At 61.3% G+C, this 21795-nt stretch carries 24 protein-coding genes; 12 read left to right on the top strand and 12 right to left on the bottom strand.

Annotated elements, in window-relative coordinates; genetic code table 11:
* Window positions 1-54: 54 nt before the first annotated feature.
* Together AC07XB_RS00810 and dinB are read left to right on the top strand one after the other, a co-directional pair.
* Window positions 55-2520, top strand: coding sequence for a TonB-dependent receptor (locus AC07XB_RS00810; RefSeq protein ID WP_492828621.1), 2466 nt, complete (start codon window positions 55-57; stop codon window positions 2518-2520).
* A gap of 73 nt (window positions 2521-2593) precedes the next feature.
* Window positions 2594-3757, top strand: coding sequence for a DNA polymerase IV (dinB, locus tag AC07XB_RS00805; protein ID WP_492807560.1), 1164 nt, complete (start codon window positions 2594-2596; stop codon window positions 3755-3757).
* Between the two features lie 100 nt (window positions 3758-3857).
* On the opposite strand, the gene AC07XB_RS00800 is transcribed toward dinB, so the two are convergent.
* A complete protein-coding gene (locus AC07XB_RS00800) occupies window positions 3858-4040 on the bottom strand; it encodes a hypothetical protein (protein ID WP_492828543.1) in 183 nt (60 codons plus the stop codon).
* A 174-nt stretch (window positions 4041-4214) separates the two neighbouring features.
* On the opposite strand from AC07XB_RS00800, the gene AC07XB_RS00795 reads away from it, so the two are divergent.
* The 5 genes from AC07XB_RS00795 (at window position 4215) to AC07XB_RS00775 (ending at window position 7909) form a co-directional block, all read left to right on the top strand.
* The gene (locus AC07XB_RS00795; RefSeq protein WP_492828541.1) at window positions 4215-5564 is read left to right on the top strand and encodes a sensor domain-containing diguanylate cyclase; all 1350 of its coding nucleotides are present in this window, start codon (window positions 4215-4217) and stop codon (window positions 5562-5564) included.
* A gap of 212 nt (window positions 5565-5776) precedes the next feature.
* Window positions 5777-6298: a hypothetical protein gene (locus tag AC07XB_RS00790; RefSeq protein WP_492807564.1), complete on the top strand. Its 522-nt coding sequence runs from the start codon at window positions 5777-5779 to the stop codon at window positions 6296-6298.
* Between the two features lie 112 nt (window positions 6299-6410).
* Window positions 6411-6974: a hypothetical protein gene (locus AC07XB_RS00785; protein ID WP_492370666.1), complete on the top strand. Its 564-nt coding sequence runs from the start codon at window positions 6411-6413 to the stop codon at window positions 6972-6974.
* A gap of 219 nt (window positions 6975-7193) precedes the next feature.
* Entirely contained in the window at window positions 7194-7574 is a 381-nt protein-coding gene (locus AC07XB_RS00780; protein ID WP_492370667.1) for a helix-turn-helix domain-containing protein, read from the top strand.
* A gap of 101 nt (window positions 7575-7675) precedes the next feature.
* Complete coding sequence (locus tag AC07XB_RS00775) at window positions 7676-7909, top strand: DUF2188 domain-containing protein (protein ID WP_492370668.1); 234 nt, start codon at window positions 7676-7678, stop codon at window positions 7907-7909.
* A 61-nt stretch (window positions 7910-7970) separates the two neighbouring features.
* Here AC07XB_RS00775 and AC07XB_RS00770 read toward each other — a convergent pair whose 3' ends face one another.
* Window positions 7971-8411: a GNAT family N-acetyltransferase gene (locus AC07XB_RS00770; protein WP_492370669.1), complete on the bottom strand. Its 441-nt coding sequence runs from the start codon at window positions 8409-8411 to the stop codon at window positions 7971-7973.
* 330 nt (window positions 8412-8741) lie between these two features.
* On the opposite strand from AC07XB_RS00770, the gene AC07XB_RS00765 reads away from it, so the two are divergent.
* Window positions 8742-9077 (top strand): hypothetical protein, encoded by a 336-nt coding sequence (locus tag AC07XB_RS00765; RefSeq protein WP_492370670.1) that lies wholly within the window; start codon window positions 8742-8744, stop codon window positions 9075-9077.
* Window positions 9078-9480: 403 nt separating this feature from the next.
* Entirely contained in the window at window positions 9481-10233 is a 753-nt protein-coding gene (locus AC07XB_RS00760; protein ID WP_492370807.1) for a carbonic anhydrase family protein, read from the top strand.
* A gap of 150 nt (window positions 10234-10383) precedes the next feature.
* On the opposite strand, the gene AC07XB_RS00755 is transcribed toward AC07XB_RS00760, so the two are convergent.
* The 5 genes from AC07XB_RS00755 to AC07XB_RS00735 all read right to left on the bottom strand — a co-directional run bounded on the left by AC07XB_RS00755 (window position 10384) and on the right by AC07XB_RS00735 (window position 15084).
* A complete protein-coding gene (locus tag AC07XB_RS00755) occupies window positions 10384-10851 on the bottom strand; it encodes a MarR family winged helix-turn-helix transcriptional regulator (RefSeq protein WP_492370671.1) in 468 nt (155 codons plus the stop codon).
* A 14-nt stretch (window positions 10852-10865) separates the two neighbouring features.
* On the bottom strand, window positions 10866-11639 hold the full coding sequence (locus AC07XB_RS00750) for an alpha/beta fold hydrolase (RefSeq protein ID WP_492828538.1): 774 nt from the start codon (window positions 11637-11639) through the stop codon (window positions 10866-10868).
* Window positions 11640-12411: 772 nt separating this feature from the next.
* Window positions 12412-12831 (bottom strand): hypothetical protein, encoded by a 420-nt coding sequence (locus tag AC07XB_RS00745; RefSeq protein ID WP_492370673.1) that lies wholly within the window; start codon window positions 12829-12831, stop codon window positions 12412-12414.
* A gap of 445 nt (window positions 12832-13276) precedes the next feature.
* Complete coding sequence (locus AC07XB_RS00740; RefSeq protein WP_416048280.1) at window positions 13277-13516, bottom strand: hypothetical protein; 240 nt, start codon at window positions 13514-13516, stop codon at window positions 13277-13279.
* Window positions 13517-14616: 1100 nt separating this feature from the next.
* Complete coding sequence (locus AC07XB_RS00735) at window positions 14617-15084, bottom strand: RcnB family protein (protein ID WP_492370674.1); 468 nt, start codon at window positions 15082-15084, stop codon at window positions 14617-14619.
* A gap of 1351 nt (window positions 15085-16435) precedes the next feature.
* On the opposite strand from AC07XB_RS00735, the gene AC07XB_RS00730 reads away from it, so the two are divergent.
* Window positions 16436-16792, top strand: coding sequence for a hypothetical protein (locus AC07XB_RS00730; protein WP_492370675.1), 357 nt, complete (start codon window positions 16436-16438; stop codon window positions 16790-16792).
* A gap of 48 nt (window positions 16793-16840) precedes the next feature.
* Here the strand turns inward: AC07XB_RS00730 and AC07XB_RS00725 are convergent, their stop codons facing one another.
* The gene (locus AC07XB_RS00725) at window positions 16841-17098 is read right to left on the bottom strand and encodes a hypothetical protein (RefSeq protein ID WP_492370676.1); all 258 of its coding nucleotides are present in this window, start codon (window positions 17096-17098) and stop codon (window positions 16841-16843) included.
* Between the two features lie 218 nt (window positions 17099-17316).
* Between AC07XB_RS00725 and AC07XB_RS00720 the strand changes: the two genes are divergently transcribed.
* A complete protein-coding gene (locus AC07XB_RS00720; protein ID WP_416048276.1) occupies window positions 17317-17520 on the top strand; it encodes a hypothetical protein in 204 nt (67 codons plus the stop codon).
* Between the two features lie 104 nt (window positions 17521-17624).
* Here AC07XB_RS00720 and AC07XB_RS00715 read toward each other — a convergent pair whose 3' ends face one another.
* Window positions 17625-18101: a hypothetical protein gene (locus AC07XB_RS00715; RefSeq protein WP_492370677.1), complete on the bottom strand. Its 477-nt coding sequence runs from the start codon at window positions 18099-18101 to the stop codon at window positions 17625-17627.
* A 477-nt stretch (window positions 18102-18578) separates the two neighbouring features.
* Here AC07XB_RS00715 and AC07XB_RS00710 point away from each other — a divergent pair, with 477 nt between their 5' ends.
* Complete coding sequence (locus AC07XB_RS00710) at window positions 18579-18989, top strand: hypothetical protein (RefSeq protein ID WP_492370678.1); 411 nt, start codon at window positions 18579-18581, stop codon at window positions 18987-18989.
* A gap of 1067 nt (window positions 18990-20056) precedes the next feature.
* On the opposite strand, the gene AC07XB_RS00705 is transcribed toward AC07XB_RS00710, so the two are convergent.
* Genes AC07XB_RS00705 through xisR form a run of 3 tightly spaced genes read right to left on the bottom strand, consistent with a single transcriptional unit; the run spans window position 20057 to window position 21758 of the window.
* Window positions 20057-20407, bottom strand: a complete 351-nt coding sequence (locus tag AC07XB_RS00705; RefSeq protein ID WP_492828537.1) for a hypothetical protein — start codon at window positions 20405-20407, stop codon at window positions 20057-20059.
* Window positions 20404-21585: an Arm DNA-binding domain-containing protein gene (locus AC07XB_RS00700; RefSeq protein ID WP_492828535.1), complete on the bottom strand. Its 1182-nt coding sequence runs from the start codon at window positions 21583-21585 to the stop codon at window positions 20404-20406. Before AC07XB_RS00700 ends, AC07XB_RS00705 begins: the two co-directional genes overlap by 4 nt.
* On the bottom strand, window positions 21558-21758 hold the full coding sequence (gene xisR, locus AC07XB_RS00695; protein ID WP_253927174.1) for an excisionase family protein: 201 nt from the start codon (window positions 21756-21758) through the stop codon (window positions 21558-21560). Before xisR ends, AC07XB_RS00700 begins: the two co-directional genes overlap by 28 nt.
* Window positions 21759-21795: the final 37 nt, after the last annotated feature.

The raw sequence follows: 21795 nt of genomic DNA, 5'->3' as shown, positions 1-21795 counted from the left end.
CCTGAGAAGCAGCAACAGATCCCGGCCCGCCACGCACGCGCCAGGCCCCTCCTGATGGCCACCGTGGCCGCCGCGCTGATCGGCGCCGTTGCCACGCCGGCAACTGCCCAGCCAGCCTTGCCATCGCCGGTGGCGATCGACATCCGTGCCCAGCCCCTGGCCGACGCGCTCACGCAGCTCGGCCGGCAAACATCGCTCCAGCTGTTCTTCACGCCCGCATTGGTGGCAGGCAAGCAAGCCCCGGCCGTGCATGGCAGCATGCCCGCCGAAGCCGCGCTCGATATGCTGCTCAAGGGCAGCGGCATCCGCTACCAGCGCAATGGCAGCGGCATCGTGCTGCAGCCCGTGGGCCAGGCCGGTGCCGCCGCACCGGTCGCCGCCACCACAACGTTGACCACCCCGGCAACGACGACCGCGCCCGCCCCGGAGGCCGCCAGGATGCTCGAAGCCGTGGAAGTCACCGCCTCGCGAACCTCCAGCGACCTGATGCGCCCCACGCGGCAAGTCACGGTCATCGACCGCGAGGAGCTCGATGCGCTGAAGACCGGCTCCGACAGCGTCGCCACCCTGCTCTCCAAGGTCGTTCCCGGCATGGCCGACTCCAGCCATACCGTGACCGATTTCGGCCAGACCCTGCGGGGCCGCGGCATGCTGGTCCTCGTCGATGGCATTCCGTTGAACACCAACCGGGACTCGGCGCGCAACCTCGCCAACGTGGACCCCGCATTGATCGAGCGCATCGAAGTCCTGCGCGGCAGCAGCGCCATCTACGGCGGCGGGGCCACCGGGGGCATCGTCTCCATCAACACGCGCCCGGCCGGCGGCCCGCCGCTGTCGGAGACCACGTTTTCACTCACCTCGCCGCTGTCCCGGCTGCGCGCGGATGGATTGTCCGGCCAGCTGCAGCAGCATGTTTCCGGCAGCGAGGGGATGGTCGACTATGCCTTCGACGTCGGTGCCCGCCGCATCGGCAGCGCCTACGATGCGCGCGGCCAGCGCGTCGCTCCGGAGCCCAGCCAGGGCGACCTGTTCCAGTCGGACAACTACAACATCGGCGGCAAGCTCGGCCTGCGCCTGACGCCCGAGCAGCGCGTACAGCTTGCGGTGAGCCATTTCAACGCCACACAGGACACCGACTACGCCTCCGACCCATCGGTAGCCCGTCTGACGCCGGGCAGCGTGCCCGCACGCGCCATCAGCGGCCTGCAGCTCGCCGACCAGAACCAGATCCGCAACACGCTGGTCAATCTCGAATATGAGCACAAGGACCTGGCAGGCAGCGCGGTCTGCGCGCAGCTCTACTACCGCGACTACTTCACGCGCTTCACGCCCTTCGACGCGCGCGCGGTCGTCACGCGCGGCGGCAATGTCGACCAGTCCATGCAAAACTCCGACGTGTTCGGCAGCCGCCTCACCATCAAGACGCCGCTGGACAGCGCCAAGCGCACCCGCCTGGTATGGGGCCTGGACTTCGAGCAGGAACGCAGCGACATGCCGATCGACATCTTCGATCCCAAGGCCTATGACGCCAGCGGCGGCCGCGTCTTCAACAAGACCGGCACGCTCACCTACATGCCGCAGATCACCACGCGCAGCCTGGGCGGCTTTGGCCAGTTGCAGCACAAGTTCAACGCGCAGTGGTCGGCCGAGGGCGGCCTGCGCTACCAGTACGCCAACGCCCGCTTCAACGACTTCGTGCCGCTGTCGCAATCGCGCCTGGCACAGCCGGCTACGGTAAAGGGCGGCTCGGTCGACTACACCGCGCTGCTGGGCAATGTCGGCGTGGTGTACAAGCCGGTCAAGGGGCACGAGCTCTATGCCGCGTTCAGCCAGGGCTTCAACCTGCCCGACATCGGCCTGCAGGTACGCAATGCGCGCGCCGGCTTCGATCTCGGCGCCTCCGACCTGCAGCCGGTCAAGACCAACAACTACGAGCTCGGCTGGCGCGGCGCCTTCGGCAACACCCTGACCTCGCTGGCGGTGTTCTACACCACCTCCAACCTGGGCGACGTGCAGAGCTTCAACAACGGCCTGATCCTGACCCGCACCGCCGAGCGCATCTATGGCGTGGAAGCCTCCGCCGACTACCTGTCCGACAACGAGCAATGGGGCACCGGCGGCACCTTCACCTTGATGCGCGGCCGCGAAACCCCGCAAGGCAGCCCGAGCCAGCAGATGAGCGGCTACCGCATCCCGCCCCTCAAGCTCACCGGGTACGTGCAGTACCGGCCTACGCCCGCCTGGAGCCACCGCCTGCAAGCCACCTTCTTCGCCGGACACGACTACCGGCTCATCGGCGCCGACAGTTTTGGGCGGCGCGATGTGGCCAGCTACACCACGCTGGACCTCATCAGCCGCTACCAGGTCAGCAAGAAGGACACCATCACAGTGGGCATTCAGAATCTGCTCAACCGCTACTACTACCCGCTCTACAGCCAGTTGCTGCGCAACAGCAACAACACCTCCCACCTGCCCGCGGCGGGCATCGTCATGACGGCCACCTACGTGCATCGCTGGTAGCGCGACCGGGGCGCAGCGGTATTGTCGGCAGAATTCGATATACTGTATATGCATACAGTAACCCACTGACGCCATGTCATCTGCACCCCGCCGCATCGCCCACCTGGATATGGACGCGTTCTACGCGTCCGTCGAGCTATTGCGATACCCGGAGTTGCGCGGCAAGCCAGTGGTGATCGGTGGTGGACGAAATGCGGTACCCGAGATACTTCCCGACGGCAGCCGGCGCTTTGCCCGCCTGCGCGACTACGCCGGGCGCGGCGTCGTCACCACGTCCACCTACGAAGCCCGCGCGCTGGGCGTGTTCTCCGCCATGGGCATGATGAAGGCCGCGCAACTCGCCCCCGACGCCATCCTGCTGCCCACGGATTTCGACTCGTACCGGCACTACTCCCGCCTGTTCAAGGCTGCCGTCGCCACCTTCACCAGCGAAATCGAAGACCGGGGCATCGATGAGATCTACATCGACCTGAGCGACGTGCCGGGAGAGCCCGCCGACATCGGCACCCGCATCAAGCAAGCGGTGCGCGAAGCCACGGGACTGAGCTGCTCCATCTGCATCGCCCCCAACAAGCTCCTCGCCAAGATCGGCTCCGAACTCGACAAACCCGACGGGCTCACCCTGCTGGCAGCCAGCGATGTGCCACTGCGCATCTGGCCGCTGCCCGTGCGCAAGGTCAACGGAATCGGCCCGAAGGCCACCGAGAAACTCGCAACGCTGGGCATCGCCACGGTCGGCGACCTCGCCAGCGCGGACCTGGGCATGCTGCAGAGCCATTTCGGCCGCAGCTACGCCGCCTGGCTAGCCGAGATCGCGCAAGGCCATGACGAACGCCCGGTGGTCACCAGCTCGGAGCCCAAATCCATGAGCCGGGAAACCACGTTCGAGCGCGATCTGCACCCCAAGCAAGACCGCCAGACCCTTTCCGAAGTCTTCACCGGCCTGTGCCAGCGCCTGGCGGAAGACCTTCGCCGCAAGGGCTATGTGGGCCGCACCATCGGGGTCAAGCTGCGCTACGACGACTTTCACACCGTCACCCGCGACCTCAGCATGCTGGCCCCGACGGCGGACGCCGCACAGTTGCGGCGCGCCGCCACCGAATGCGTCAAACGCGTTCCGCTGGACCGGAAGATCCGATTGCTGGGCGTGAGGGTCAGCGCGCTGACACCCGCGGGCGAACTGGCGCCAGCTGCGCTGCCGGCACAGGGAGAGTTGCCTTTCGCCGACAACCCTTAGCAGACCCCGCCGCGGGCCGATCCGTCTGATAGTATTGGCGCAGCCGTGCATAACTGCAGCGCTGGCTGCACGATCAACACCTTCGGGCTAACGTCAATTGTCATTTGACCTGGATATGCGGGCCTCTACCGAAGCTGAAACCAGACATGACCGCATCGACACCTCGAAGCCGCTGAACCTGAAAGCCGCATTGCAGCAAGAGCGGTTTGACGCGCTGACACGCCTCGCACAGCATCTCTTCAAGGTCCCGGTTGCGCTGGTTACGCTGCATGATGTGCCCCATGATGCGCATCCTGGCGACGCTCCCATCCTCGTCGACGGCCTATGCATGGGCTTTCATGCGGCGTGCGCCTTGACCACATCGAGCGGCGGCCAGCTTGGCGCCTTCTGGCTGTTCGACGCCGGATCACGCGAACTGGACCAGGCGGAGCGTGGCCTCCTGCAAGACTTTGCCGGCATGGCGGTCGCCATCATCGAGCGCGACCTGGCCCAAGGCAAACTGAACGACGACACCGGCAGGCTAGCGGAAAACGAAAAGCGGCTCGAGCTGGCCATCGCAGGAAGCGGCACGGGCGTCTGGGACCGGGATGTCCAGGCGGGCAGCATCCACTACTCGGCCGGCTGGAAGGCCATCATCGGCTATGAAGCGTCCGAGATCACCAACCGGATCGAAGACAGCTATACCCGCGTCCATCCCGACGACCTCGCCTACGTCCAGGCCGCCATGCAAGCCCACTTCAACCAAGAGACGGAAAGCTATGCAGTGGATCACCGGATCCGCTGTAAGGATGGCAGCTATAAATGGATATCCAGCCGCGGCAAGGTAGTCAGCCGCGGCAGCAACGGCGAGCCGCTGCGCATGATCGGCACCACCACCGATATCACGGCCATCCAGGCACTCTCCGAAGAACTGCAGCAAACCGTCGACCTGATCACCAGCCTGACCAACGAAGTCCCGGGACTGGTATTCCAGCATCGCCTGCTGCCGACGGGGGAATCCTTCCTCCCCTACGCCAGCGCCGGCATCGCCGATATCTACGAACTCACGCCGCAACAGGTAGCCGCCAGCACAGCCCCCATCCATGCCGTCATCCACCCCGACGATCTGGAAGCCTACGGCGCCTCGCTTCACGCATCCGCGGCGAGCCTGAAGCCGTGGCACCTCGAGTACCGCGTCGAACTGCCCAGGCAAGGGCTGCGCTGGCGGCAAGGCGACGCGCGCCCCCGGCGGCTCGAGGACGGCAGCACGCTATGGCACGGATTTATCACAGACGTGACCGAGCGCAAGCGCATCGAGGGAGAACTGCAGGAATTTGCAACTATCGATTTCCTGACGCAACTACCCAATCGCCGTCACTTCGTCGTGCGGATCGAACAGGAACTCGCCCGGATCCAGCGCACCGACGGCCGCCCTGCCGCCGTCCTGACGTTTGACCTCGACCACTTCAAAGCCATCAACGACACCTGGGGCCACGCCATGGGCGACCACGCCCTGCGGTGTTTCGCGACGCTGCTGCGCAATGCGCTGCAAAAGCACGATTTCGCCGGCCGCATCGGCGGCGAAGAATTTGCCGTGGTGCTCCCCGATGCGAGCCTTGATGCGGCGACACGATTCGCCAGGCGTGTACAGCATCAGATCGCGGAAACCCCACTGCTTGACGGCAGCCAGATCGTCACGCTGACCGTCAGCGTCGGCATTGCCCTCATGCATGCCGCCGATCCCAGCGCGGACCTATCGCTGTTGCGCAGTGATGGGGCGCTCTACCGCGCCAAGGAACGCGGCCGCAACCGTATCGAGTGTTACTGATCCACGCCAGGCCGGTGGCTGGCGAAGCGATACCTCAGGGCAATGACACACCGGCAGAATCCCCGGCACCCCGGCCAGCCTCTCACGCCATTCATCAATGGCCGGAAAGCGCCTCCTGATGCATAAACCACCCATTAAATTACCCATTAGTCATTGAATTTGAAGTACCCACAGAAAATTTACCTTCAGGTAATGCACAGGTTTAATGGGCCATGGATATTCAAGATACGCGTCAACAGCGCCTAGCCCAGATCATGGCCGAACAGTTTGGCGGCTCCATAGCGCGCCTGTCAGACCGGCTAGACCGCGACCCCTCATACTTCTCCCGCATATTCTCGGACACAGGCAAAGCCGGAAAAAAACGCATCGGCGAACATCTCGCACGCGACATCGAAGCCAAGCTCGGCCTGCCTCGCCTATGGCTGGACGGCGACGCGCACGACGCCGCCGCACCCCCAAAAGAAGAATCCCTGCCGCCCGAGATAGCCGCCCGATTCGCCCGCCTGATCAATGGCTTGCGCAACGAAGACATCGACAGGATGCTCGCGGCCATCGAATTGATCACGCAGGTCGAAGCCGTGCAATCGGTGCGTAAATACAAGAAAAGCACCAAAACTGCCCGCGTGCTGAAGACCGACGGGAGAAGCACGGCATTCAAGCAAGCCAGCAACGCCGTTCACGAAAGCGGCACACAAACACCCGCCAAGCCACGCAAGAAAACGTCCGCAAGCTGAGATCAGCGCGACTTCCGGCTTGCAGGATGTATCACCCCGCGCTCCGCACGATCCTCTTGGGGCATCTCGATTACCCGTCGAGCTTGCCTTTTTAATTACCCATAGGTAATCTTTGGCATCGACTTCCCTGAAGCTGCACGACCAAGGAAACTTCATGCTCATAGGACTCTGCGGCCGCCCGGGCTCCGGCCAGGACCTCATCACGAACTACCTGGCTTGCGGGAACCACGCCTTCCACGTCATCACCTTCGACGCCCCGCTGCGCCACATGATCCAGGCCTGTGCGGGCATCCATGAGACATACTTCGGCCTGGCCAAACTCCATGACGTCATCCCGGCGCTGGGCAAGTCACCTGCCCAACTGCTGCGCACGCTTCGGGAATCATGGAACCGTGCGCCGATGGATCCGGATGTATTGGTCAGGTACTTCGCGCAAACGCTGGCCCGGCTCGATGGCCGCGATGTTGTGGTCCCCGATGTGTCCACGCAAGCAGAGGCTGAGTTCATACAAGCGCGCGGCGGACGGTTGATCCGGGTCGTTTCGCGACGCGGGCTGGGGGCTGAGCCGTTGATCAAGCGCGCATGGATTGATCTGGAGCTGGCGGTGGGTGAGGAGTCGGACTGGTCGTATGCGGAGATTGATGCGATCGTGGGCGAGGACGTTTTGGTGGGTTGACGGGTTGACGGGTTGACGGGTTGACGGGTTGCGACGCCGGCCAAAGATCAAGGTTCCGCGCATCGGGTGCGACGGCAACCAGCAAACAATATTTGCACAATTGTTAGCCGCAATGGCTAACATGAAGATGCACACGATCGCGTTCACCAGGCAATCGGCCCGGCCGCCCAAGCCATGCCCGCAAATGCCGCGGAACGCCCATCGAGGAGGTGCCTTTCCATGATCAATATTCAGTTCATCGAACGTGACGGCCACCCCGAGTTCGCGGTAGTGCCTATTGAGGTGTGGGAGCGGATCAAGCACCGGGTCGAGGATCCGGGCGATGTCACGCTGCCAGACCACGCCAAGGCCCAAGACAACACCTTTCGGATCCCCGCCGCCATCCTGGACGCCGAACTCGCCGGGGATAACCCGGTCAAGGCATGGCGGGAATATCGCCGCATGACCCAGGATGCGCTGGCGACAGCGGCAGGCCTTAGCAAGCCCTACCTTAGCCAGATAGAAAACCGCAAACGCGATGGCAGCCCGGAGGTTTTCCAGAGCTTGGCGGCGGCGCTGCGCGTCCCGCTCGACGTATTGGTCGGACAGCCGGAAAAATAGCGCGACATCCGATGTCCAGACGAAATATCGGATACCTCCCGCCATCCCGCGGACAGAACATCCCCTAAAACAGCAGTAGCGCACTGCTCAGAGAGACAACCATGGATTCGATACCGCAACGCAACGTACACGTCGTGCCTCATGGCGACGGGTGGGACATCATCCACGAGGGGGCAAAGGGCGAAAGAGCACACTTCCTCACTCAGGAAGAAGCGGTGGAAGCCGCGACGGCGATTGCACAGCGCGAGAAGGTGGAACTCCTGGTGCACGGCCAGGATGGCCAGATCCGCACGCGGAATAGCTACGGGCGGGACCCCAGGAGCATAAGAGGCTGATCATGCTCTGGCGGCTGGCGTCGAGGACCCGACACGCCTGCCTACCTCCATGGAATGGCCACTAGGAGGATCGGAGCACTTTCTTCATCGAGGGAGCAGGATGGAGGACATAGCTCTCGCGCTCATAGAAGGGAATGGCCTCCGGCCGTGCGTCGAGAAACACCGCAGTCATGTCGCGCGCACGCGCGTCGGCTTCCGCATATGCCATCAGGGCGTGACCGGCACCACTTCCCCGCGCTTGCGCATCGACCACAAGGTCATCGACGTGCAGGTGTGCCCCGCGCGCCAACGTATGGACGGGCCGCATCCCCATCACGCCGATAAGCTTGCTGCCTTGAAAAGCGCCAACAAGCTCGTAGCCAGAATGCGATTGCCGGCGGGCTCGGCGCAGGAACTCGGCTTCATCCAGCGAGCGCAATTGCGTGATGACAGGAAAAGCTTGCCGCCATTCCGCCGGGGAAAGCCTTCGGATATCCAGACTGGTGCTGCGATTTGCAGTCATCGTTTCATTCCTTCCTCATCGCCGAAATCCCGATTTTGGCACAGGCTTTAGCAGCCAGCATCCAACGTGCACGGCGAAGTCACCCGCTATCACGTAATGCCCCAGCACTCTCCTGCTTGGGGCGATTCTTTCCGGATGCCCAGCCGGCGCTATCTCCCTCGTCGCCATATAGCCCACGCCGCAACGCGCTCAGCCCTCCCCTCTACGGCGGGGTACTGAAACTGGTGCGACGCACCACAATCAATAGCGGCGACGGATTGCCCCTTTGCCCTCTCTCGAGGGTGTAGCAACCACCTTGCCGCCCCCCCTTTCACCCAACCGGAATGCAGCATGAGAATTACTCCGATTCTTGCTCTAATGTTGGTGCCGGGCGCAGTTCACGCCCAACTCGCGGCCTACAAATCTTCCGGATCGGCTGGCTACGGTGGCTATGCCGCCGCCTCGCAGCAGCACGGCAGCACGGCCTACGGCTCAGCACAAGGTCAGGGCAATTCGCTCTCTGGCGTAAACGGCGCCATTACGCAGCGCTATAGCAATGCCACTTCAGGGCATCAGCGAGAAGAGTTGACCGCTGCGCAGACTGCGGGAGCTTCGCGGGACTACGGCGGCGGTGGAAGCAAAACCTCGTTGAATCCGTCGACAGCCCGGGCTCAGCCGGGCAAATGAATAGGAGCGACGCCGCCGTGCCGAGGCCATGAGCGTCCCCGTTCTCTTGCGTGCCCAAAACGATACGCGGCGCCGGCAAACTCGAGCGGCATGCCTGCCTGGCGCTCAGGCACATAGATCTGAGTTGCCGCCTCATCCCCGAACTTTCCGCGCGAGTCCGGCTTCCGCTTCTGTATAAACGAAGCGATATCGTCCGCGCTGACCTGCCCCCCCCAATGGACCAAAGTCCTATAGCCTGGGAACCTCACTTCAAATACCATGTGTTTGGGGCTAGCTGCGAAGCAGGTGGCTTGGCGATCTGCTGCTGCCTATCCGGGAGCCGGCGCCAAGAGAATCGCCCATGCACGACAGCACCGCGATGCTGGCAACAACGATCGCCTTGCGGTTGTTTGCGGAGGATGAAATGCACAAGAAGACTGACTGTTGTCCAGCGACGTCCTCCAACAGCGTTGGAAGACGTACCGTACTGAAGACTGCGCTTGGCGTCGCAGCCATTGGGCTGGCGGGAACCATGGGGGGCGTTGAATCGGCTTACGCGGCGGCGCTATCGAAGTCCGAGCGGGACAAATTGACACCGGACCAGATTATCGAGAGCCTTAAGCAAGGAAATAGACGTTTCCGTTCGGGGAAGATGCTACCCCACGATTATCTGGCACAAAAAAGAGTGACTGCCGGCGGGCAGTATCCAGCGGCGGTGATCTTGAGTTGCATTGACTCCCGGGCTCCGGCCGAGATCATCCTTGACACGAGAATTGGCGATACTTTTAACGCGCGTGTCGCGGGCAATATTGTCAATGACGATCTCATTGGAAGCCTGGAGTTCGCCTGTGCAGCGGCCGGCGCTAAAGTTATCTTGGTGCTGGGGCACACAGGATGCGGGGCAATCAAGGGCGCGATTGATCACGTTGAACTGGGAAACCTGACCGGTCTCTTGGCCAAGATCAGACCGGCTGTGGATGAAACGCAGTACTCTGGTGACAGAAGCAGCAAGAATGATGAATTTGTCGATGCGGTGGCACAAACCAATGTTCGGCGCACGATCGACGCAATACGAAACGGGAGTAGCGTGCTGGCGCCGATGGAGAAAGATGGAAAATTAAAAATTGTCGGAGCGATGTACCACTTAAACGGTGGGGTTGTCGAATTCCTCGCCTGAAAATGAGACGCGGCACGGAGAAATCTGACAAGCAGTCGGGGCGTTGAATCGAGAAGCGCGATTCAATGCGGGACAAGCTTCTCCTTGGCAGGTTCAAGCGTATAGAGGAAGTTGCGCATGGGCGTTCTACCGTAGCACCAGCGCCCTCGCTTATCGCTTGCCGGGGCTAATTGGCGTCGCCTCGACACAAGAGATGATTTCTTCGATCGTTGTTTTGCACTGGATGAGCTGTTCAGCGCTGAATTTCTGACTGACTGCATTCGCCCAGGCCGCTTGACGCGTTGCCAATAGCGCCACAGCGGAATGGCCTGCGGCGGTTGGGGCGAGCAATTTGGCGGATTTATGTGATGGATTGTCGATAAACATCGCTAGACCCTCGCCTACCAGGACATCGGCTAGACGCTGCACACTTTGCCGGGTTAGCCCCATGAAGCGCCCAATCTCCGCGACAGTGCGGTGTTCATGGAGCACGGCTCCAAGAACGCGCCAACGGGCCGCCGTCAATCCCGCTGGCGCAGCGATCTGTTCGGCTGCTTCCATGAAACCGCCCTCGAGACGGAACACCATCAGCACAATATCCGTCAGAATCATGCCCGCTTTGGTCTTATTGACAGTCATTCCCGAACTCCTTCCTATTGGACGCTAGCGATGAAACGCAGGATTTCTCGCTCGACGCGATCGGGCTGGTCGAGCTGTATCCAGTGCCCGGTATCGGCCACCACGGCATGCGGCAACGCCGGGCGCAGCGCATGGAGCGCACTTGGCTTGTCGTTTGCGCTGCTGACCAGGAGAAAAATGGGGCCTTTCCATGCATCGAGCGCAGCTTCGGGATTCCAGCTTGCGAACGCGGCCGCAAATCCCAGCCGGGCTGCCGGGTCAACCGCAGCACAGTCTTCCAACACTCTGGCCTTTACCTGTGGGTTGTTGCCCGCAATCGAAGCATAAAACCCCCGCTGCACATCAAGGCTCGCAGGCCCATTCAGGGCCTCAAGAAACCCGGCGCGAACATCAGCAGGAAGCGCCCGTGGATCCGTCGCAGGATCAAGCAGGAACAGTCCCGCCACCCGGCCCGCGTGCCTGGCAGCATATTCCAGCGCAGCCGCACCACTGCCGCTGTGTGCCACGACAATGAACCGATCAAGTTTCAAGGACGCGGCTGTATCGCCAATGTCCTGTGCTCGCCCCGCATAGGAATAATCACCATCCGCAGCAGGGGCACTATCTCCGCTTCCCCGTGAGTCAACCGCATACACCCGCCTGCGTCGCCCGATGCGTTTGAGCATCTCCGACCACTGGCTTGCTCTGCCCGAGTCCGCATGCAGGAACAGCACGGGCAGATCGGTGCCGTCACCCGCTTCAAGCAGCGCAAGATTGCCCTGCGTTGCAGCGACTGTTGCCTGCTTCATCGTGATCTCCTGTATCGATTCCGCGGCTGTCGCGGGGAAATTGGTGAACCCTCGGCAACTGGGATCAGCAGTGCAATAGACAGCATCAATAGCTTGCCCGGGCGCATCACCAAAGCGCCGAGCCACCCATCAATTTGACAGGATACTGTCATTTTTACCTAATTGACAGCATCCTGTCAAATTGGGGGCGCGTTGGAAAACGGCTCTCCCGTCGTCTATGCCCGTAGCCCGCAGGCGGTTGCCTGCGTCCGCCAGCGCGCGGAGAGCGCCGGCGACAGGCCAGTGGCGGCCCGGAAGGCTGTTTCGGCCGCCAAGGCCCCAAAAAATGGAGAAGCCGGCACATGGCGAGCTTTGACTGAATTTAGGGACATCTTGTCATCTCGCTCTTACAAATTAAATTTGTTGCATACCAGATCTTAATTTGATTTAATTCGCGCCGCACGGCATCTGCTGTGCCCCTTTGCGCTCCTGCTTCTGCGCAAGACCGGCAAGGATCTCCCGTCTCGGCCGGTCTTTTTTTTATGCCCACACCCGATACGGCGTGCCCGGCGCTGGCGTGACAACGGTGCTGGCAAGCCGCTGATTGCCCTTGGCGCTCACTTTGGCCACCCAGCCCTGCCTATGACCAGGCGCAGCCCAACCCGCCCTGGGAGCCGGGCGGCTCAGCGAAATAGCGCTTACTGCGAGCGCCGACAACGGGCCGGCAGCCATAAAAAAAGCCACCATCGCGGGTGGCTTGCGTTTGCGGCCCTGGAGGCGGCGCAATGCGTCATTAATATTGGCAGCGAGTAACCGGCCCAGTGTTGATGCACCGGATCTGATTGCCGTCTTGTGGTGTCAGAGGCGCAGCTTGCGGCGCCACGTATTGCGGCATTTGACGCCATGCGTTCTGCTGTTGCTGCAGTTGCTGGTTTTGCTGCTGCAATTGCGCGTTGAGCTGCTGCATTTGCTGGACAGTCATCTGCTGATTGAACTGATACATCTGCAACTGCTGATCGGTCATGGCGTCTCTGTATCCGGTTGCCTGACCGTCCGAGTTAAAGCACATGATTCGACTTGGCGAAAGAACCCTGTATCGCTCACATGTCGAATCGCCTGCCATGTAATATCTTCCGTTCACGAAGTTCGGCGCCGCCGAGCTTGCGCAGCCGGCGACCGTTAACGCTAGAAAAAGCGTTGTCATTTTTTTCATGGGTTGTTTCTTGAGCCCTTGTTGCGACGCGCGTTCGTCAGCATCGTCCAAAACCGCTCGCGATTTTCGCAATCGTTGACTCGTCATGCAAGCGGCATTGCGGCAGCCAACTGTCGGCGGCCCCCCCTCGGACAACATGATCTGCCCCATGAGCGGCGTACAGGCATTCGCTCATGAACCGCCTCCACGCCCCAGGCAAGGAAAAACGGATGACGGTGATTGTGCCGCGGGCGGAATAGGATGACTGGCTGGCCTGCCGGGATCCGGAGCGGGCGCGCGAGTTCGACGGCTCCAAGCCGCGGCAGGCTGACCGTGGTACCCGCCGGAGCATCCTGTTCGGCATGCGGTCAGGTTCGGCAGTACCCGCCACTGCCGGCAAAGATGCTGGGAATTGCTGCGTGACAGCCACACAGCGCGTTCGTGGATGTCTGCGAAAGCCGGAGGCCTACTCGGCAGTCACATAGACCAAGACCGCCAGGTCCGCGCCGACCACGTTCGCCTGGATCGTCGGGCTCAGGCTCAGTTCCTTTACCAGCCAAGGCTTGCCGCCAGCGTCCGGCAGACGAATGACCGCACCAATAGCGAGATGCGCGATGGGCGCGTCTGCGGTCAGTTCAGCCACGAGAACGGGGGCGCCGGCGGGCGTGGCGTTGGTTACATCAATGAAGGTGTATTTGAAAGCCATAGCATCTCCTAGGAAGGATCCGCGACCGCGCGCTGAGACTGGCCACTCCGACTTCATCTTGAAGCAGCTTCTCTCAACGAATGGCTGCATTGAGCGACACGTCAAATTAACCGCCGTCGCTGGAAACCAAGACTGCAGATGTGGGACTCCCCGCTGTAGTAGGAGTCGACCCGCGTACCGGCCGTTGGCGCGATGCTCGCCGACCTGGCGCCCCCGTTAGCCTCGTCTGGTCTTCGGGGAACTGGATCGGAGCATTGACACTATTTCATCAGGGAAATCACAATGGCGATCACCCCAATTGCCGCAAGGGTAACGATCACAAAGAGCAGCATGGGCTTGTCCGAGCTGGGTAGTTCAGCATCCTTCAAGCCATACGCAAATGCTATCGGGTGCGCACTGATTTCATGCCGGATTTCGTCCTACAGGCGGTTCGTCGTTGCGAGATACCATGACAGCAAGTCGGGGATGCGCCTGCCGCCTCGGGATTTGCGCGTAGGCCGCATGCGGCCAGCCTGAGACCTTTCATTGAGCAGAAGGCACCCGCAACGCGGCCGCCTACATCGCAGCTGCGCGTGGCGCGTTCCCTTGCTTGACTCTCCACAAAACGGAGGAGCGGGCATTCCACCGGGCCGGTTTGAGCCAATCTAATCAAGGCCAGCAGCCTGCGTCGTGCCAACGAGTAATGCCAGGGGCAAGGCAAGGAAATGGAGACGGTTGACATGAAGACCCACGGCGCTCGCGGGTGGACCCCACTTGAGTCAGAACTGACGTTCTAATGCGTCGCCCCGCCTAAGGCGCAGGCTCTTGTCCGTGTCAACCTATGTCAGGACTTGACACGCTCGGGCACGGCGGGAATGGCCTACACTGGTTGTATAGTCACCCAATAGGAGGCGCCATGGTTGCCTCGCTAGTCGTCCTGCTCGTCGGATTAGCGCTATGCGCGATCGTTGTCTGGGTGCTCCGCGAACATGATCCGACCCTGCTATCGGCACAACAGCGTGCCGTCCAGACATGGTTTGACCACCTGATCCATCGACACTAAGGGCTTATCGTCAAATCATCGCAGCCCGCCACCCGGCGGGCTTTTTGCTGTGCGCAACCTAGCGCCCGATGACCACCTGGAAGACCACGCCGGTCGGAACGGCGACGAGAAAGTAATCCCCGCCAACGCCCACCCACTGGTATCCGCGCGGCGGAGGCGACAGCCGATAGGCGCGCCAGTCATCGATCACGTACTGACGCTGACGGTATTCCGGGGGGACCCTTTCACCCTTGTGCCAGCTGCCAGGGCCCGGACGATCGGCGCGACGATCAGGGCCATACCTTTCGTCCATCTGTTCCCTGCCCCTGTCACCTTCCCAGCCTCTGTCACCTTGCTGATGGTGGTCACCATGCCGGCCGCGGTCGCTGTAGCCGTGCTGGCTATCGTGATCTTGTCCCTGATCATGACCCATGGGTGGCCTTCCGCGATCATCGCCGCCAGGCCCCCTATCTTGGGCATAGCCCGCAATCGAAGTGAGAGTACACGCCGCCAGCGCCAAGCTGGCGAACACCTTGATCTTCCGCATCTCGATCTCCTATAGCCCACGTATGAGGACCTATGCGATTCAGTCTATCCCGCCCCCCCGCGCCGACACGTTACGAAATCGTAACGTGTGCATCACAAGACCATTGGCGCCCTCACCCGCGCATCTTAGGCGCAACGCACGGACAGCAAGAACGCCGGCGAACTGAGCTCTCGCCTGACAAGGTAGAGAATCACCCCCCTGCGGGTGCTTGCGCGGCCAGAGAATCCAACAAGTCATTGATTTTAAATAGATTAGCAATGCCATGAGCAACCAGCCTCCCTTACCCACCTCAAGAGCGCAAGGCGAGAAGTGATCCTGCGCTCACCAACGTGAGAACGGACCCAAGAGAAGCATCGCCTCACAGCCGCGCGTGCCAGAGAAGTGCTGCCGAAGGTACCCGGCCGATCTATTCGACCGCTGGGAGAGCGTTTGGCATGAGGGCCGGTTTGATCTCGTCCCCGACTGCGTAGGAACGCACCACATTCGACACGATGAACAAGGCAATCGGACGGTAACGCGGGAGGACTACGCAGAGATTGCTAAGGTCCAACAAGAACGCCCCGGCATATATGTCGTCGTCCATGACCACTCATTCGAAGATAATCGAGCCTGGTTTCGCTTCGCGTTTAAGTGGACTGATACCGGCACGGGTGAGCCGCGCAGTCGAGCAGGCATGCAGTCTTACAGGATCGAATCGGGCAAGCTCTCCGCAGGTCAAATAAGGCTTCCGATGGCCCGGCGGTGTCGCCTCTGAAGCGGCGTCCGCCAGGGCTTGCTACGGACGGATGCGCAGGCGCCATGGTCTCGTTATCTGCGCCGGCCGTCCAGCCGAGCATCGGTGGAAAACCGGGCAACTACCCAATCGAATCCGGAAGCGTAAGCGGTGAGCGCATCTCCATCGAAGCGAGCCACTGGCTCGGAAATCAGGTGCGTATGGAGGGTCGCATTCATAGCCCAACCAGGATGTCCGGCACCTATACGCAAACAGCGGCCGCTGGCGCTTGCCAATGGGACGCCACGAAGAAGTCATCAGGAACGATCCTAAACCGAGACGACAGGCACGCCCACCGGCAACTCGGCGCCCCCCTTCCCCGATCAGCCGCAGTGCCGCGACTCGCCTCCCAGGTCGCGGCAATTTTTGTGCGGTACAACCTGTCCTGGAAGGCCTGTGGGACCCCGCCCTCTGGCGGCCGGCGGCGGCCGCGCCTACAACGGATGCAGAAACCCCACCGGAGCTCAGTATGCCGCCGCGCGCTCGTCACGCCAGGGGCCCCTCAGATTTGAGGCTGCCGTTTCCTGCGCATATGATGGAAACTGAGGCGGCGCCACTCGCGCCACGAAGGAAGGCGCCATGACCGCATCCCCCGGTGGAATCAACTGCGACTTCACAATGAAAGCCCTCCGTATCGCTTCCTTTTTCCTCGCTACAGCCGCGCTATCCGCTCAAGCAGTTGAAGCGCCTGACAGCCAATGGCAGCGCGTTGGGTTGTCGCTATCCGAGCTTGTTGCACGTGGTTACGGCATTGCCGCGGTTACGAACGACTCGACTCCAATCGGGGTAGCAACCGAAACGTTCTTCCTCCAAAGGGGCGAAAGCGCGTACAAATGCATCGAGGTTCATGCCTATGATTCCAAGGCGAAAAAATCTGCAGTGCTTTTTGATTGCTTTGAACTCGTTACGCCCTACGTAACGCCTCGCACCAAGTGAGGCAAGTATGCGGGACAGGGCGCGCCGTCATGCGTCACCCTACACAGCCTATCTGCACACCCCTGCCGCCGCCTTCAGCCTGACCTCGTAGCCGGCACGCAGCGCCAGCTCGCCCAGGTCCTTGTCGCGCCGGCGCTCGATGAAGTTGAACAGCCAGCGCACGATGGCCCAGTCGGGCAGGCCGCAGGCGAACACAACGCCGAACAGCGCCACCAGGCCGATGTAGTCGTGCATCCGGGCCTGCAGCCCGAACTTCTGCACGACCGCCGCGCCGGCTACGGCAGCGCCGCCAATTGGTTCGGGCATTTGTGACCCCGGCAAAGAAGAAGCCAGCTCGGGGCGAGCCATGGCTTTGCGTCATTGCTGCCTATCCGGGCAGCGCGGAAACTGGCTTTGTGTGGAGAAAATGCTGAGGGGTGGGGAGTCATTCGAGGAACCCAAACGATCCCCCAATATTGGGGAATCAAAGAACGCAGACCGGCCGTACACTGCTTCCAACGTGTGCACCGCACCATGAGGCCGCTATGAGCATCTTCCTGCTGGGCTTCCTCGTCTTCGAGGCGCTCTGGTTCTTCCCATTCCGGAAGGTTTTCCGGACGGCTCGCTTCGAGTCGGGCTACGAGTATCTAGCCCTGATACCTGTATTTGGGCCTCTGGCCTGCGTCTGGATTCTCGCATTTAGGCCTTGGCCGCTGAAGTCGAGACTGGTGCGCACGCTGGCGCCCTAGACGAAAAAGCCACCCGGAGGTGGCCAAGAGCAGCAGCCGGTCAGGGCTGCGGAAAAGAGAAAGCCACCCGAAGGTGGCTGCGTTCCGGCAAATCGGTTCTGGTTCTACTGTGGTCGCTTTATCTGTGGAAGCGACTCCTGGAATCCGTGGAGCAAACAGCCGACGAGCGCCGGACCGTAGTTGCTATCCGGACTATCTGGGATCTTCCATTCGAAGAAGCCATCCTCGGCAAAGGTTGCGTTCCCCTGATCCTCGATCAGAATCACGTGGAATGGGACCAGCCGGATCATCTCATCCGCGCCTAGAATGAAGCGCGAGAATTGGTACCGCCCCACGAGGCGTCCATCCCACTTCGCAAAGCCGAACTGGGCATAAACGCGGCCGAAGCTAGTATTGAGCTCGAAACTCTCTCTCTCGTCACCCGGCAAAGCTGGGCCTTCCACCGCGGCGCGGGCCATGAATCCCTCCTGAGCAAGACATTCGCCCACGAACTTCATGAACCGCCTCGCCTGCGCGCGAAGCATCTCGGCGCGCATGGCGTTTTTCTTGGCGGCGTCGCCCTGCACTTTTGTGGCTTCCATGTCAGCTTCATGAGAGTGAAGTGATGCTCAGTCTCCGACGCGCTGGCGGTGTCTGCAATAGCCCTTTATGGGGGAATGTAGATCGCTGGATCGGGGTGGTGTGGCGAAACGACAAATACGGAAATCCCACAAGAGGAAATGCGCCATAGGACTGGCGACAATGGTTTCCAGCAGCAGGCACACGGGCCCGGGGAGACTCCGAAAGCACCGATCCAATCGTTGCTGCTACCCACGCCCCTTTGATGGTGCGCGTCTCGCCGGCATCCTGATACGTAAACCTCCCAAATGCAGTGCCGCGAGCATATTGGAATGCAAATGACTGCCATACCAATTGAGCGTGAGGCCGCGAGATGGTTGCCGACGCCAAGCGCGTTCGCGTCGCCGCAGAGGCCCGCGCCGCCGGTATGCAGCATGTGCAATGGCCGAGGCGAGATCAGCGGCTTCGTCGGCGCCGATTGCGGGCTACCAGACTGATCCGTGCCCGGACTGCGCCGCTCGCCGGCGCCGTGCGAACACCCCAATAGGATAGCCAACTACGACGATATCTCCTGCGAGACATGCGGCCACGTGCTGACGGATGAACAGACCCGCGTTATCGAGTTTGTCTGCGGTCAATATGAGCACCGCGGACTAACTGGCGGCCCCAATGCCTTGCGGCCCCTCTTGGCCGGCCATTCTCGTGACGTGACGAAAATGGCCGCCGACCATATCGGTGATGCCACCGAAAAGGCCGCAGAGCAGCCCAGCGAGGACAAGCGCGATGCCGAGCGGTATCGGTGGTTGCGTCGGGCCGGAAACACCAAGGCTATAGCGATAGTTGACGCGGCTTGCCTTGTGGAGATGGACGCCGCCATGCGCGCCGCAATCGCCAAGGGAGAGACGAAGTGATCGCCGCGCGCAATTCAGCAGCGGCCCTTCTTCGCTTGCCCAGGCGGGCAAAAGGACTCATTCCCGCCTTGGTCAACTCGACAATTCCCCTTCTTGGCTTGCCCGGGAGGGCAGCCGTTGCCTTGGCCACCGCCGTAGCCATCGTCATAAGGAAGCACTGCACAGCCGCTGAGCAGTGCGCCACAGGTGATCAGCAGCAAAAGAATGGGTTTCATGGCTCGTTTCGCAGGGGAGCTATTGATTTCGAGACAGCATACCAGTCGCAATCCACCTCATCGCGAACACGGGATGCGAAGCAATTCAATGATCCGCCGCCATGCCTCGAGTGCTCGGCCACTGACCGTTACCGTCACTATCGTGACTCTGCGCCACACCCTCACTGAGGCCGCCCACATCGCACTTCCCCAGCCCGAATGCATCTTCATACGGGGACGCGACGCAAAGCCTGAGAAATGCGCCGCAGGCAACGGCGATGGCGAGAACGGTGATCATTGGTCGGCAATCGAATTTGGGCGTCGGGGGCAAACAGGCTACCAGCATCAACCAATTTCGATTGCAAAGAATAGTCAACAAAAGCCGAGGTGTTCGCAAGATCCGCCGCAAATACAAGACGCTCGGCTTCTGCTGCGGCGCCATGGGCTTCAGAAGGCTGCTTCCCAGGTGGGCAACATGGTGGCCACCTTTCCCTGCGCGCGCCAGCCTGTTGCGGACTCCGCAAAGTGCGCCATTTCGTGGGGCCGAACGTGGGGCTGCTATGGGGCCGGAGCGCCGATGATAAGTGAAATGGGATGTAGCAGAGCGCAACGAGGCGATTGCCACAAATCACCTGCTAAGCCTTGTGGGGCCTAGCTTTGCAGGCTGAAGTGATGCGGAAATGCGGGAGTTGAAACGAGGCGAATAAGTGACGTAAAAAAGACTTTGGTGCGAGGAAGGGGACTCGAACCCCACCAAGAACCGCGACAGAATGCGGCTTTCCAGGAGGTACAGCAGATTCGTGCGAATTGCGTGCGAACGACATTCAGTGCCAGTCGACGAACAGTTCGAGTCTGACGGGTAGACTCGAACCCTCACTCCAGATTGCAGGCCGCGGGCCAGTCAGCCTCGGCAACCTTTCGGCGCTGCATCTCGGCGACCACCGCCTGCTTCGCGGCGAAGCAGACGTCCATCTTGCTGTTCAGGTCCGCAAGCTGCCGGTCGTAGTGGGTGTACATCGTGGCGTTGTTGCTCGACATGCCCTTCGCGTAAGCAATCGGCTGGGTCTTCAACTTCAGCGCCTTGTACTCGTAGTCCGGCTGGCTGCATTCCATCAGCAGCACAGACTTGGGCAGCTTCTTCAGCGCCGCCGGGTTGGGCTTCTCGCAGTCCGCCATCGCTGCGCCCGCCACCAGCGCGGCGGCTACAAAGACCAGTCCTTTCATTCGTCCGTTCCCCCCAAGGTGAGGTGAGCCACCTGGCTCACCGGTTTGTATCGCTGCCCGTCGCCGTTGATCCATCGGCCGTAGCGCTTGAAGATCATTTCCGTGTTCTTGTGGCCCATCTGCCGGGCGACCCACAGCGGGTTCTCCCCCTGAGACAGCAGCAAGGAGGCGAAGGTGTGCCGGGTCTGGTAGCTGTTCCGCCGCTTGACTTTGGCCTTCGTCACCACCCTCACCCAAGCGTTGGACCAGCTGTTCGAGTCCGAATACCGGTCTTTGCTGTTCGGCTTGGTGATAACGTACTTCGACTTCGCGTAGCTGACCTCCTTCAGCTTCTCGATGGCCTCACGCGCCGGCGCTATCAGTTCGATCACCCGCAGCGCCGCCGCTGTCTTGCCGCCTTCCTTGGCCACACCCTCCGCCACCGCCCGGTCGACCGTGATCGTCCCGGCCTTCAGGTCTACCTGCTCCCACTCCAGCGCGATCAGTTCGCTGGTGCGCATGCCGGTGAAGAAGGCAAGCATGAGGCCATACCGGTACGGCAGGTGGGCCGCCGCAAGTATCGCCTTGATCTCTTCCAGGTTGCAAGGGTTGATCTCGTAGGCCTCGCGCTTGCGCACCTTGCCGGCTACCCGAGCCACCTCGATCAGCTCCAGCGGATTCTCGGTGATCTCGCGGTCTTGTAGGGCCAAGGCGATCGCACCCCGCAACGGGGTCAAGATGTTCCTGACCCGCTTGGCCGAGACCTTCATATCAGCGATCCATTTGCGCAGGACCGCCGGGTTCACATCACGTAGGGGGGATTTTTTGAGGGTGGCGTAGTGCGCGTCGATGACGCGCTGATAGCCCAAGACAGTCGAGTGGGAGAGCCCGCGACGGCAGGTCTCCATGTACTCTTTCAGGTAGTCGCCCAAGAGCTTGTTGCCGGCCACAACCGTGCCGAACACTTTCGCCTTTGGGGAGTCGGGGAAATGAACACCATAGTTGAACGCGCCCTTCTCGATTTCGAGGAGGATCTGGGAGCGCAGGCGCTCCGCGTACTTGATGTTCTTGAGGGTAGGCTCGATGCGGAGTACCTCGCGGCACTCCACACCGTGGTAAGAGAATGCAATCTGGATGCTCTGGGAATTGGTGTGGGTGCGAATGCGCACGCCTACAGGCAACTTGACGTCTCGATCCATTTCTCGACTTCCTTCAGGTTGACCCAGATCCCACCACCCTGCACCTTCTTCGACTGCTTGCCGTCCACCCAGACTCCGGCAGAGCGGCGGCAATGGATTGTGTGAGGGGATTCTCCGGTCAGTTCGCAATACCGCTTTAGGGGTACCCAGCGGATTTGGTGTTCGTTGCTCATGTTGCTCGCCTTTGTTCTTATTGTTTTCAGCGAAGGA

Source organism: Cupriavidus sp. GW821-FHT02F09, assembly GCF_059421605.1.
Note: the sequence above shows the minus strand (reverse complement) of the source record. Positions and strands in the feature narration are given on the sequence as shown.